This window comes from Draconibacterium mangrovi (genome assembly GCF_010586825.1).
GTDB classification, from domain to species: Bacteria; Bacteroidota; Bacteroidia; order Bacteroidales; family Prolixibacteraceae; genus Draconibacterium; species Draconibacterium mangrovi.
In genome coordinates this window covers 28,612-42,140 of sequence record NZ_JAAAGB010000008.1, presented here as the reverse complement: position 1 = coordinate 42,140, position 13,529 = coordinate 28,612, and the positions used below count along the sequence as shown (strand labels likewise).

Annotated in this window: 11 protein-coding genes; 7 read left to right on the top strand and 4 right to left on the bottom strand. The window is 41.0% G+C overall.

The window, feature by feature from the left end:
• Window positions 1-8 precede the first annotated feature (8 nt).
• Window positions 9-1,358 (top strand): saccharopine dehydrogenase C-terminal domain-containing protein, encoded by a 1,350-nt coding sequence (locus G4420_RS17870; protein ID WP_163325311.1) that lies wholly within the window; start codon window positions 9-11, stop codon window positions 1,356-1,358.
• A 17-nt stretch (window positions 1,359-1,375) separates the two neighbouring features.
• Here G4420_RS17870 and G4420_RS17865 read toward each other — a convergent pair whose 3' ends face one another.
• Window positions 1,376-2,164, bottom strand: coding sequence for an endonuclease/exonuclease/phosphatase family protein (locus G4420_RS17865; RefSeq protein ID WP_204273736.1), 789 nt, complete (start codon window positions 2,162-2,164; stop codon window positions 1,376-1,378).
• Between the two features lie 95 nt (window positions 2,165-2,259).
• Between G4420_RS17865 and G4420_RS17860 the strand changes: the two genes are divergently transcribed.
• Window positions 2,260-3,534 (top strand): outer membrane protein assembly factor BamB family protein, encoded by a 1,275-nt coding sequence (locus tag G4420_RS17860; RefSeq protein ID WP_163325310.1) that lies wholly within the window; start codon window positions 2,260-2,262, stop codon window positions 3,532-3,534.
• Between the two features lie 69 nt (window positions 3,535-3,603).
• Here the strand turns inward: G4420_RS17860 and G4420_RS17855 are convergent, their stop codons facing one another.
• From G4420_RS17855 to G4420_RS17845, 3 genes are all read right to left on the bottom strand, one after another.
• Window positions 3,604-4,095, bottom strand: a complete 492-nt coding sequence (locus G4420_RS17855; RefSeq protein ID WP_163325309.1) for a DUF4252 domain-containing protein — start codon at window positions 4,093-4,095, stop codon at window positions 3,604-3,606.
• Window positions 4,096-4,193: 98 nt separating this feature from the next.
• A complete protein-coding gene (locus tag G4420_RS17850; RefSeq protein WP_163325308.1) occupies window positions 4,194-4,682 on the bottom strand; it encodes a hypothetical protein in 489 nt (162 codons plus the stop codon).
• Entirely contained in the window at window positions 4,675-5,142 is a 468-nt protein-coding gene (locus G4420_RS17845; RefSeq protein ID WP_163325307.1) for an RNA polymerase sigma factor, read from the bottom strand. The genes G4420_RS17850 and G4420_RS17845 overlap by 8 nt, the downstream gene beginning before the upstream one ends.
• Before the next feature lie 540 nt (window positions 5,143-5,682).
• On the opposite strand from G4420_RS17845, the gene G4420_RS17840 reads away from it, so the two are divergent.
• The 5 genes from G4420_RS17840 to typA all read left to right on the top strand — a co-directional run bounded on the left by G4420_RS17840 (window position 5,683) and on the right by typA (window position 13,205).
• A complete protein-coding gene (locus G4420_RS17840) occupies window positions 5,683-7,356 on the top strand; it encodes a hypothetical protein (protein ID WP_163325306.1) in 1,674 nt (557 codons plus the stop codon).
• A 364-nt stretch (window positions 7,357-7,720) separates the two neighbouring features.
• Window positions 7,721-9,274, top strand: coding sequence for a sensor histidine kinase (locus G4420_RS17835; RefSeq protein ID WP_163325305.1), 1,554 nt, complete (start codon window positions 7,721-7,723; stop codon window positions 9,272-9,274).
• Complete coding sequence (locus G4420_RS17830) at window positions 9,271-10,608, top strand: sigma-54-dependent transcriptional regulator (RefSeq protein ID WP_163325304.1); 1,338 nt, start codon at window positions 9,271-9,273, stop codon at window positions 10,606-10,608. Before G4420_RS17835 ends, G4420_RS17830 begins: the two co-directional genes overlap by 4 nt.
• A gap of 31 nt (window positions 10,609-10,639) precedes the next feature.
• Window positions 10,640-11,209: an archaemetzincin family Zn-dependent metalloprotease gene (locus G4420_RS17825; protein ID WP_163325303.1), complete on the top strand. Its 570-nt coding sequence runs from the start codon at window positions 10,640-10,642 to the stop codon at window positions 11,207-11,209.
• Window positions 11,210-11,393: 184 nt separating this feature from the next.
• Window positions 11,394-13,205, top strand: coding sequence for a translational GTPase TypA (typA, locus tag G4420_RS17820; protein ID WP_163325302.1), 1,812 nt, complete (start codon window positions 11,394-11,396; stop codon window positions 13,203-13,205).
• Window positions 13,206-13,529 lie beyond the last annotated feature (324 nt).

Here is a 13,529-nt window from a genome sequence, read left to right as displayed (position 1 = left end):
TAAAAAGTATGAAAAACATATTAATTTTTGGAGCCGGTAGGTCGAGCGTATTTTTGCTCACCTATCTGGCCGAACGTGCATCAAAATATCACTGGCACATAAAAGTTGTTGACGCCGAAGAAAGTGAATTGGTAAAATCGTTAAAACTGGCTTTTGCGATATTAAATGTGCGGGATGAATTTGCCCGTGATCAGGAAGTTCGCGAAGCCGACCTGGTAATTTCCATGTTGCCTGCACGCTTTCATAAACTGGTGATGCAATCTTGCCTGAAATATTCGAGAAGCTTGTTTACGGCTTCTTACGAAAGTAAAGAGATTCATCAGGTTGAAGATGAGGTGAAAAGTAAAGGCCTGCTATTCTTAAACGAGTGCGGATTGGATCCCGGCCTCGATCACATGTCAGCCATGCGTGTGATCAACCAGATTAAACAGGAAGGTCATCAGTTGGAGGCTTTTGAATCGTTTACCGGAGGTTTGGTCGCGCCCGAATCGGATGATAATCCGTGGCACTACAAGTTTAGCTGGAATCCGCGAAATGTGGTGTTGGCAGGGCAGGGCGGACCTGCAAAATTTATCCAGAAAGGAAAGGTAAAGTACATTCCGTACAACCGTTTATTTCGCAGAACGGAGGTGATTGAAATTGATGATTACGGCTGGTTTGAAGGCTATGCCAACCGCGATTCGATGAGCTATATCGATAAATATGGATTGCAGGAGGTTCCCACTGTTTTCCGGGGAACTTTGCGTCGACCGGGTTTTTGTAAAGCATGGAATGTGTTTGTGCAGTTGGGAGCTACCAGCGACGATCACTATATCGACAATGTGGAAGACATGACCTACCGCGAGTTTATCAACTCCTTTTTGTATTACCATCCTGCAACGGTCGATCTGAAACTGTATCATTCGATGCAAATACCAATGGATTCGGAAATCATTCCAAAGCTGGAGTGGTTGGGAATCTTTGATAACCGAAAAATTGGCTTAAAACGTGCTACGCCTGCCCAGGTTATGGAAAAGTTACTTTCGGAAAAATGGCAATTGATGCCCGACGACAAAGACATGATCGTGATGTGGCATAAGTTTGAATACCTGGATCGCGATACTAAGGATAAAGTGGAGAAGAACAGCTCGTTGGTGGTAATTGGAGAATCGGGAGAGAAAACAGCCATGGCAAAAACCGTAGGTTTACCGCTCGCGGTTGCAGCCAAATTGTTTCTAACCGATAAACTCAACCACCGTGGAGTTTATATACCAACGCATCCCGATATTTATGAACCAATTTTGGACGAATTGGAAAGTTTTGGTATCAAATTCACCGAAAAGGAGAAAAGGTTGGCAGGACAGGAAAATACCTTGTAAGGAGAAAGAATCTTCCCTTATTTTATCAATCTAAGTACGGATAAAACGGCACAGTGGTCGGATGCAATTTCATCGCAAATAACTTCCGTATCCACAACTTGCCACTTGTCGGCAGGCCTGAAAAATATGTAATCGATCTTTATTTCAGGATCATTGGAAGGATAAGTTACTGCGCCTTTTTGGTCGCTTGCTGTCCAGTATTCTTTTAGAATTGAAATTGGTTGGCTGTTGGGCGTAGCATTTAAATCTCCGGCTAAAATTGTCGGGTACTTACATGAGGCAAAAACTTCATTGATGGTATTTACCTGGTCGATTCTGTCTGTGCTGGTCTCCTGGTGCTCCAAATGCGTGCCGATAAAGCTGATGGTGTCGCCCGATTCCAGTTGCACCAATACCTGAAGTGCTGCCCGCGATTCGTTGTTGGGTGAATGGGGTAGCGGTACATTTTTGCTCGAGAGAATAGGCATCTTTGTCAATATTCCTTCTCCGTATCCGCCACCGTCAAAAGGCATGGCAATACCAAATAAGGGCGCCATTTTAGTGCGCCAGCCCAGTTCGGTAACCAAGTCGTAGTTGCGGGCGCGGTTGGTTTTAAAGTCAACTTCTTGCAGTGCTACCAGGTCGGGATTTGTGTTTTGAATTACCGATGCGATCTTATCCAAATCAAAATCGCCTTTGGTCGTTGCACCGTGAAGAATATTGAAAGTTAGAACCCGAATCGTAAGTTCTTCATCACTGTTATTCTGCGCAGAAAGAGCATTGAACGTTAAAATAAGAGTGAGTATAGAAAGTGCCAGTTTTGTCATTTTTATCGATCTTAAATTAAAGCGGTGAAGGTAGAGATTAAATTTTTGAAATTCCAGAATTCATTTAACTTTGGATGTAACAAACTTTACCTAAAATGATGACCAAAAGAATCAACTTCACCGTATTTGTTTTCCTTTTTTTAGTGTTGGCAGCGTGCCAAAATAAACAACAAAACTGGACCCATTTTCGTGGTTCGAACATGGATGGACAGGCTCATGTTGAAACTGCTCCCTTGCACTGGAGCGAGACTGAAAATATAGTTTGGAAAGTGCCCGTAAAAGGATTGGGCTGGTCGTCGCCGGTGGTGTATGATGGCCGGATTTGGGTAACGTCAGCCGAAAAGGATGGCCACGAATTTTACCTGTTTTGTTTCGATTTGGAAACCGGCAAACTACTGAATGAACAAACCTTATTTACGGCAGAAGATCCGCAACGTATTCATGGAACAAACTCGTATGCCACGCCAACTCCGTGTGTTGATGAAGAACACGTTTATGTGCATTACGGAAGTTTTGGGACGGCCTGTGTTGATACCAAAAGTTTTGAAGTAATTTGGAAACGAGATGATTTACCATGTAAACACATGCAGGGACCGGCTTCGTCGCCAATTATTTACCATGATAAATTGATTGTGCATCTGGAAGGAACAGAAGATCCGTATGTAATTGCGCTGGATAAAAATACCGGAGAAACAATTTGGAAAAGTGTTCGCCCAAAAGAAATTTATGATACACTGGAGCCGGTTTACCGGAAGTCGTACCAAACGCCAATTGTAATAACTGTGGGCAACCGGGATTTGCTGATCAGTAATTCGGCCTACATGTGTTTTGCACATGATGTTACTAGCGGAGAAGTAGTCTGGTCGTTTAAGTATGGTTACGACTCAACCGTAAGTCAGCCTTTATTTTGCAACGGCCTGGTATTTGTAAATTCCGGCTGGATTTTTCTCGACGGAGTCCCGTATTTTACCCGCCAGTATGCAATCGATCCAACAGGAGAAGGCAATGTAACTGAAACCCACCAGGTGTGGATGTATGAAGATGAGGTGCCTCAAATTCCAACGCCGCTTATTGTTGATGGTAAAATGTATATGGTACACGACCGCGGAATGGTAACTTGCCTGGATCCAATGACCGGCAAAGTAATCTGGAAAGAAAAACTGAAAGGCAACTTTAATTCATCACCCATTTATGCCGGTGGAAATATTTACTTCATCAATGTAAAAGGATTTTGTACGATTATAAAACCCGGAGATACGTTTGAAAAAGTTGCTGAAAACGATATCGGTGAAACCGTTAAAGCGGTACCGGTTTTTGTTGGCGATAAAATGCTTTTACGGAGCGAGAAGAATTTGATTTTGATTCAGTAGTAAATAGAAAAAGGATGTCATCTTCTCAAAAGGTGACATCCTTTTCGTTCTTCCAAATGGGAGTTTCAACTACATTCCCATAGCACTTCCGGCTATTTCAATTATTTGCTCAAACTGCTGGATATTCTGCAGGTCGAGTGTGCCTGTGATGTAAATAATCATGTTTGTACTTACCAGAAGAAACTCATTCTCATCTTTACCATCCTTTTTGTAGAACGATATTTTAGAGCGTTGGTCTCGTTGGGTCATTAGCCGCGTATAATCCTTCAGATTCACATTGTTCATCATGCTATTGTAGAGCTCTTCGCCAAGCACCTGGCGTTTTTCACCCCTTGGTTGAATCATTTTCAGTTGATGAAGCGTGCTGATATATTCCTTAAACTCGGGACTGATATCCCGGGATTCCGACAGCATTTTAAACATGTCTTTGGTAACTTCAAAGTACGAAATGTCTTCGCGGCTGTCGATTAGTTTAAAGGCCTGATCGATACTTTTGTTGCCATTTTGTGCCAAGCTGCAGAAACTAATGAATAGAAAAAATAAGATGAATTTTGTTTTCATACGATTAAAATGTTTGTGAATAAGACATTGTATGGAACTCGCATTTTACAGCTGATTATTTCGATTGGTGCGATCCCACTTTCATGCTCATTTCATGATTAATTGATTTTAAGATCTTTAATTGGATTGTCAAATTGAATATTCAAATTTCTCAACGATTCAACGTCGCTTAACGGAGCATTGATTCGTTTTGCGTTTTCAAGATTGGCAAGGCAGGCATTCATTTCTTTCGAAAAATGCCACAAAGCCAGCTTGGTATTTTCCTGTAGTTCAGCTAACTCATTTTCTGTTAATGTGATCTGATTTTCATTGCGCGTGTGATTTACACCAACAAAAACCAGGCTCACCACTAACAGAATTGAGGCAGCATAGGCAAACAATCGTTTTGTTTGTAAGAAACGCTGTTTTTTATGTTCTTCTAATTTTTCGAACGGATTAAAGTTTGGAATTTCCTCATTTATCCGGTCGTTCAGTTGTTGGTACGATTGGATAAACTCCTGTTCAACCGAATTATCATTTTCGGATTGGCTGAAATCTTTCAGATCGAAATCCTCTTCAGAAAAGTGTTTTGTTTTCTTGTTACACATTTGCTAACTCCTCCTTAAAAATTTCAAATAATTTTTTTCTTCCTCTCGAAACATGCACGCGTATGGTGTTTGCGCTTTGATCCATAATATCGCTTATCTCTTCATATTCCATTCCCTGGAAATCTTTTAATTCGATAGCCATTCGTTGCTGAACGGGAAGTTGGTGCAATTCCTGTTTCAGTTTTTCTACAAAGTCAATGGTATCAAATCGTGTTTCTTCCATGTGTTCGGAAATGTTTGTCTGAAGATAGTTTTGGTGTTTTTTTTGCTTTCGCAACACATCGAAACAAAGGTTTTTAACCGCATTCAAACAATAGCTTTCCAGGTTTTTTGCATTATCGAGCAAGCGCCTGTTTTTCCACAACTTCAGCACCACATCCTGAACTGCATCTTGCGCATCGTTGCTGTCTTTTAGTATGCTAAAGGCAAACCTGAATAGTTTGTCTTTTTGTTGTATCATGAGTTTTTCAAATTCGCTCCTAGTCATCCTGCGCGGGTTCTTGCTTTTATGAATTACGTTTAAGTACCGGTTTCATAACACGGCTAAGGTAAAAAAATGAAACAATTGTTTGTGGTATTCAATACCGGGGCTGATTTTGAGTGTATTGTGTCTGTCGTGATTAATTGGAAAAGTAAATTATTATTTATCTCTTCGCTGGTATTTCAAAAAAGTTTATGGCGAAATGGTGTCTTTGGTCGGGTTTCCAGACATAAGCCACATTAAACTGTTTAAAATACTTACACCTGTTGAAAAATTAAACACTATTATAAACTATTGAATATCAGTGCTAAATGATGATGTTCATTAAAAGTGTAAATATATTCAACAGTTCGTTATGTTTAAAATCAATACAGATGTTTGTGTAATAGGCATTAAATCAGTTGATTGTGTGGGTTTTTAGGTTTGGTATCATAGTTGGATTGTGCTATTCGGAGTGTTTCAGTAAATAGGAGATAGTGAGAAACACCTTAGTTCTGTAATATTTAAATCAATACAACTATGAAAACAAGATTTTTATTTAGTATGCTCCTATTGATGAGTTTACTTGTTTGGAGCAGTGAGAATGCCACGCAGTTGGCATCAGAGAAGGAGCCCATTAAAATTTGCGTCACTCCTGATATGGAGAATATGGCTGAAATATGGATCAGCAACTACATCAAAATAAATCCCGATCAAAAATTTGAGCTCAATAATATCAGTATTGATAAAATTAATACTGAAGTAGCAGGTGAGAACACCATCGGCATTGTGAAAAGAAGTCCCGATATTGAAACAGTAGCTACATCTTTGTGGCACATTACTCTTGGCAGGGAAGTTATCGTTCCTGTTGTAAATACCTCAAATCCTTATTTCGAAAATCTCAAATCAGCAGGCATTTCCATAGAGGCACTTGCCGGGCTGGTAAGCAACAAAAATCCCGGGTGGGGAGACGTGTTGGGCGATGGCATTAATCACCGGCTGACAGTAGTTTTGGAAAATGAATCAGAGGTGGAGTTGCTTGTTGCAAAGTTTCTTGGTTTGGAACCTTCAGCGATGAATACAATGAATTCCGGTAACGATTTTATCCAGATGATTAGAAATGATATTTATTCCATTGGGTTTTGCAAACTGGTAACACTCACAGATGTGGAGAATAATGAGTTTGCCGCCAATATTTCTCCTTTACCGCTTGATAGGAACGACAATGGTAAGATCGATTCTAATGAAAATATTTACGGTTCACTTGACCAGTTTGAGCGTTCGATTTGGATCGGGAAATATCCAAGGTCGCTAATTTGTAATATTTATGCTTTAGCTACGGAGCAGCCAAAGAATCAGTCTGTTATTGATTTTTTGAACTGGACATTTACGTTAGGTCAATCGGCTGTAGAGGAAAGCGGATATACCGATCTGGCCTATTACGAAAAACAGTCGAGCTTAGGGAAACTGAATCCTGTGGTTCGTTTAACAATGGGAGAAGCTTCATCGAATAATGCTGTTGCTACAAGAATCCTAATATTGGTATTTGTAGTGTTGGCTGTTGTTGTTTTACTAATGGTTTGGAACTTGCACAGAAAATCGCACAAACTATTGTACGACAATACAGAAAACAACAGTTTACTTCGACCTGAGTCAATCAAGACACCTGAAGGTCTTTTCTACGACAAGAAACATACCTGGGCTTTTATGGAAAAAGATGGGGTAGTAAAAATTGGCATCGACGATTTTCTGCAACATGTTACCGGTAATTATACCGGGTTGGTGGTTAAGAGTCCAAATGAAGTGGTTCGGCGAAATGAGATCATTGCAACCCTGGTTCACGAAGGGAAAAAGATTAATATTTATGCTCCCGTGTCAGGGCGCATCATTCAAACGAATGAAGATCTGATGGATTTTCCTTCACTAGCCAACAATTCTCCCTATAACTGGGGATGGTTGTATGAAATGGAGCCAACGAACTGGATACGCGAAATAGCATTTTTGAAAATGGCGGAACAGTACCGCACCTGGATTAGCAAGGAATTAACACGTTTCAAAGATTTCATTATTGAGATTTGTCAGCAAAAAGAGTTGGAAGGTCAATTGGTATTGCAGGAAGGTGGTGATTTACCGGATCATGTTTTGCACGATTTCGAACCTCATGTGTGGGAAGAGTTCCAGATTCGGTTCATTGATAATTCAGATATTTACTAGTTTGATTACTAAATAGTTGTTCATAACGAAAAGGTTGTCCAGTGAAGTTGTCTATTGCAGGTGAGTCTGTTAGCTGCCTGGATGCCTTTGTTTGGGATGATTTTCAAATGCAGTTTTCGGAATATGAAGTGTGATTAATTACTAATGTTCAATAGTTCTTTCGTTCTTTTTTGTAACTTTTCACATCAAAACTGCTAAAGATCGACCAACTACAATGAAAACCGATGCTTCACATAATGTGAATAGACCATTTTCCGAAAGAAGAAAGTCTTTTCTTCAAATTCTTAATCATTATTTTAGCTTCCGTTCCTCTATTTATGCGCGCGTAGTATCTATAATTGCTATTTTATCCATTTTTCTTTTTGTGGCTTACAGCTTAATTTTTAGATCGGTTTACGAAGAATATTTGAATACCGTAATTCGGCAGCGGAGTGATAATATGGGGTCTGTAATTGAGGGCTCTTTGTATTATTCCATGTTACAAAACGATAAAAGCGCGCTGCAAAGTACCCTCGACATTATTAATGCCATGCCGGGGATTGACGAAGTGAACATGTACAACAGCCAGGGAGATGTGGTGTATTCTTTGTTTACCCCTGATTCTGCAGTACATAGCAATCCGGACTGTTTGAGCTGTCATGATGATTTTGAGGTGATGTTCCCTTCAAGGCAAAAAACTTACCGGATAATTGATTACAAAAGCGCCTGCAGTATGAACCAGAGCGATAAGGGCCATCGCCAGTTGCTGCTGCGGACTCCCATTCTGAATGAACAATCGTGTTATGTAAGCGCTTGCCATGCACACAGCCGCGACGAGGAAGTGCTGGGTTCACTGATCATAAAAGTGCCGCTGACTGAGCTCGATGCCGCTGTTGCAAAATCATCAACCGAATATTTTATACTTGCTATTGTTATCACTATCCTGGTCTTTTCATTATTGATTTTTTTTACGCGCAATAAGATCAGGAAACCGTTAAGCGATATTATTACTGCCAGCGAAGCAGTTTCGAAAGGCGACCGCAGCCGGCGTTTAGAGATAAAACCATATTTATTGGATGATATACGCTCAGTGGCACTGGCCTTTAACAACATGCTTGATAATCTGGATGCAGCCAACCGCGAATTGGAAAACTGGTCGCATCAGTTGGAATATAAAGTACAGAAGAAATCGGAAGAACTGGCCGAAATTCAGAACGAACTGATCCACATTGAACGTATTACATCGCTCGGTAAGCTTTCTTCTTCCGTTGCACATGAAATTAATAATCCACTTTCAGGGATTCTAACCTACAGCAAATTAGTGGCCAAACAATTGGCAAAAATTGAGCTGCCCGAAAAAACAAAGGATTCGATGTTGCGCTACTTAAAGGTTATCGAAAGCGAATCGAAACGTTGTGGCGATATTGTAAAAGGCCTTCTCGATTTCTCCAGAAAAGACCAGGAGAATTTCCAGAATTGCCAGCTGCATCGTATTCTGAAAGAAACATATAATCTGATGGCCCACCAGATGCATATGGCTGGAATCCATTTTTATACCGAGTTTGATGCTAACGATGACTTGGTTTTTTGTAACGATAATCAGGTTAAACAAGTTTGCGTAGCGCTTTTGGTAAATGCAATGGAGGCCATAACCGTTAACGGGGAGATATTAATCAGCACTTCCAATCCGGATGCGGATCATATAAAAGTGAATATCTCCGATAATGGAGTTGGAATAGCTGCAGAGGATATTTCAAGAATCTTTCAGCCGTTTTATTCTGCCAAACAACGGGCAAGTGGAATGGGGCTTGGGCTGGCTATTGTGCACGGAATTGTGCAAAGTCACCAGGGAAAGGTAGAGGTTGTTTCCGAATCCGGTAAAGGAACTACAATGTCGGTATTATTCAAACTGGTAAAAAATGAAAAAAACGAAATATGAAAACAACAATTTCAATGCTTATTGTTGATGATGAGGAATCAGTTCGGGATTCGTTATATAACTGGTTTATTGAAGATGGTTATGATGTAGATTGTGCGGCAAATGCCAAGGAGGCGCTTGCAAAAGTCGAGGCCAGAAACTTCGATATTATTCTTGCCGACATTAAAATGCCGGGGATGGACGGACTGGAAATGCACCGAAGAATTAAAGCTTTTAACAGCGCTGCAATCGTAATTATAATGACCGCTTTTGCTTCGGTTGAAACAGCAGTGCAGGCCCTTAAAGACGGGGCATTTGATTATATCACCAAACCTTTCGATCCTGATGATCTTTCACACTTAATTCGAAATGCGGCCAGGCAGATCACGCTGAAAAATGAAAACGAAGCCCTGAAAAATAAAATAGTGACACTTGAAAATATCGAGGATATTGTTGGAAACAGCGATAGTATGATGAGGGTGCTGAAGGAAGTGGAGAATGTTGCCATAACCGCTTCCTCTGTAATTATAACTGGTGAAAGTGGCACCGGAAAGGAGCTGATAGCACGAGCCATACACTCCAATTCACCGCGTAAGTTTTTCCCGTTGGTGACGGTGCACTGTGGTGCCTTGTCTGAGGATCTGCTTGAAAGTGAGTTGTTCGGGCACGAAAAAGGTGCGTTTACAGGTGCCATGTTTAACCGGAAAGGACGGTTTGAGATGGCGGATGGCGGAACGATCTTTCTGGATGAAATCGCAACCATTTCGATGAAAATGCAAATTGAATTGCTTCGGGTGATCGAAACGAAAAGTTTTACTCGTGTTGGAGGAAACAAAGAGATTAAATCCGATTTCAGAATTATTTGTGCCACCAATAAAGATTTAAAAAAGATGGTGGCAGAGGGGGCATTCAGGGAAGATCTCTACTATCGTTTAAATGTGGTGAACATTGCTATTTCGCCTCTCCGCGACAGAAAGGAAGATATCCCAATGCTGGTTGACTACTTCATAAAAAAATACTGCACTTTAATGAGCCGGGATGTCCTTACGATCAACCCGGCGGCCTTGCGTCGCCTGGAAGAGTATAACTTCCCGGGAAACGTGCGCGAACTGGAAAATATGATTGAACGGGCTATTGTCGTTGGAAACGGGAAAGAAATACGGTTGAAGGATCTTCCGCTGGAAAAAGATGTGATCAGCAACTCGAATGACAGTCTGAACGAACTGGAGAAGAAGTACATTTTACAAACACTGAATAAGTACGATTGGAATATCAGCCGTTCAGCGCGTGCATTGCAGATTGATCGGGTGACACTATACAACAAGATCAAAAAGCATAAGTTAAAGCATAAATAACTTAAGCTTTTCAATTAATTACACCTACACGTTGGAAACAAAAGGAATTACGCTGGTTTCGCATGGCAGTTTCGAGAAAAATTTTCTTGAAGCTTTAGCAAAAGATGTGCAGGTGATTTTCGGAATGCCGGTTTTGGTTGAGCAGTTTCTGCATGATATCGCTTCTTATTTTGATCCCACACGGAAACAATACGATGCCAACCGTTTGCTACAGCTGGTTGATTCGGAGTACGCAAGCGAAGGTTTCAAAACCATGGGAATCTTCAAGGTTGATCTTTATATTCCTATTCTTACGTTTATATTTGGGCAGGCACATTACAGGGGAAATGCAGGCGTGGCATCGGTTTTTCGTTTACGAAACGAGAATTACGGAATGAAGGGGAATGACCGCTTATTATTCGAACGATTTCGAAAAGTAATAATCCATGAACTGGGGCATACTTTTGGATTGATACACTGTCATGTTCCGGTTTGCGTAATGAGACCGGGCAATTATGTGGAAGATATTGATCAGAAAAAGCATCTTTTCTGTAAAAAATGCAGTATTGAGTTGCAAGCAGCGCTCCTTTTAAATGCAAGTAATTCAACAGATCAGGCTTAATATTCACTGCCTTTATTAAATGATATATTAATTTGGCTCATTTAATCAGGGTTTTATCTGTCGTCAGTAAAACTTTCTTACATTTGCGCGCCGATTCCGGAGTCTGGTTTTCCATGACATAAATAATTGATTGAAAACAAATAAAGCCTTTCGGTGTTGGTTAGTTGGATTAGAAAAAAGTAAAATGACAGAAATCAGAAACATTGCAATTATTGCACACGTCGACCACGGAAAAACTACGTTGGTTGACCGAATACTTCACCAGGTAAAGTTGTTCCGTGAGAACCAGGAGGTTCAGGAACTTTTTCTGGATAACAACGACCTGGAACGTGAACGTGGAATTACCATTCTTTCGAAAAACGTTTCGGTACGCTACAAAGACACCAAAATTAACATCATCGATACACCGGGGCACAGCGACTTTGGTGGCGAGGTGGAGCGCGTATTGAATATGGCCGACGGGGTTTTGCTAATTGTTGATGCTTTTGAAGGCCCAATGCCGCAAACCCGTTTTGTTTTGCAAAAAGCCATCGAGTTGGGATTAAAACCAATTGTGGTGGTAAATAAAGTTGATAAGGAAAACTGTACGCCCGAAATCGCACAGGAGAAAGTTTTCGACCTGATGTTTAGCCTTGATGCTACTGAAGATCAGTTGGATTTTCCAACCGTTTACGGATCGGCAAAAGGCGGCTGGATGGGACCCGACTGGCAAACACCAACTGAAGATGTGGTTTATCTGCTCGATCAGATTCTGGAACATATTCCGCCAACAAAACACAAAGAAGGTACCGTACAAATGCGTATTACCTCGCTTGATTATTCGTCGTACACCGGCCGTATTGCGGTAGGGAAAGTTACACGTGGCGAATTGATTCCGGGCTCGAGAGTGTCGTTGGTAAAACGCGATGGAAGCATTCTAAAAACAGCGGCTAAAGAGTGCTATTTGTTTGAAGGACTGGGAAAAGAAAAAACACAAGCTCCGGTACCGTGTGGCGAAATTTGTGCCGTACTCGGACTGGAAGGTTTTGATATTGGCGATACCATTGCCGACGCTGAAGAACCGGAAGGATTGACTCCGATTCAGGTAGATGAGCCAACCATGAGCATGTTGTTTGTGTCGAACAATTCACCATTTTTCGGACGCGATGGTAAGTTTGTAACTTCGCGCCAGGTGCGCGACCGTTTGTTTAAAGAAACAGAAAAGAACCTGGCATTGCGTGTTGAAGAAACCAATTCGGCCGATTCGTTCCTGGTTTATGGCCGTGGAATTCTTCACTTGTCGATTCTGATTGAAACTATGCGTCGCGAAGGTTACGAAATTCAGGTAGGACAGCCACAGGTAATTATAAAAGAAATTGACGGCAAAAAATGCGAGCCGATTGAAGCATTAACCGTTCAGGTTCCGGAAGAATTTTCAGGAAAAGTAATTGAACTGGTAACTGCCCGTAAAGGTGATATTGCAAATATTGAAGTAAAAGACGAGCGTGCGCACTTGGAGTTTCATATTCCGGCGCGTGGTTTGATCGGTTTACGTAACCAAATGCTTACAGCTACCGAAGGAGAAGCCATTATGGCTCACCGTTTGAAAGGTTACGAACCATGGAAAGGAGAGCTGGGCGTAAAACGAAACGGTGCACTTATTTCGCTTGAAACAGGAACAGCTATTGCCTATTCGATTGATAAAATGCAGGATCGCGGGCGTTTCTTTGTAAATCCGGGCGAGGAGGTTTACGCCGGACAGGTAATTGGCGAAAATACCCGATTAGATGACCTGACTATAAATATTATCAGAACCAAGAAGTTGAGCAACATGCGTGCATCAGGTTCCGATGATAAAACAGCCATTGCACCGGCGATTAAATTTTCGCTGGAAGAAGCAATGGAATACATCCGTAATGATGAGTACATCGAGATTACACCTAATTTTATGCGTATCCGTAAAATTTACCTCGATGAGCATGAGCGTAAACGCCGTGCGAAAGTAATAAGCGAATAAGAAGCTAAAAGAATATAGGAAAGGCAGGTTGATTATCGATCTGCCTTTTTTTTTGAGTTCTGTTCTATAAGTAGATCTTATTCACCCCACCTAGCCTTCCCAAAGGGGAGGAATTATCCTCCTTTGGGGGATTACAGGGGGTCTTGCGGGTAGGATTTATCAGAAACCAAAATTGTATCAAATTGTTACTTATTCCCAAAAATAGCTAATTCAGACAATTCAATTCCTGTCGTTTAAGCAATTCACACATATGTTTTAATTTCTGTTCGCTACTTCTTATTTGTTAATAATTTCTAAACCAATTCTAAACATATCTTACTATTT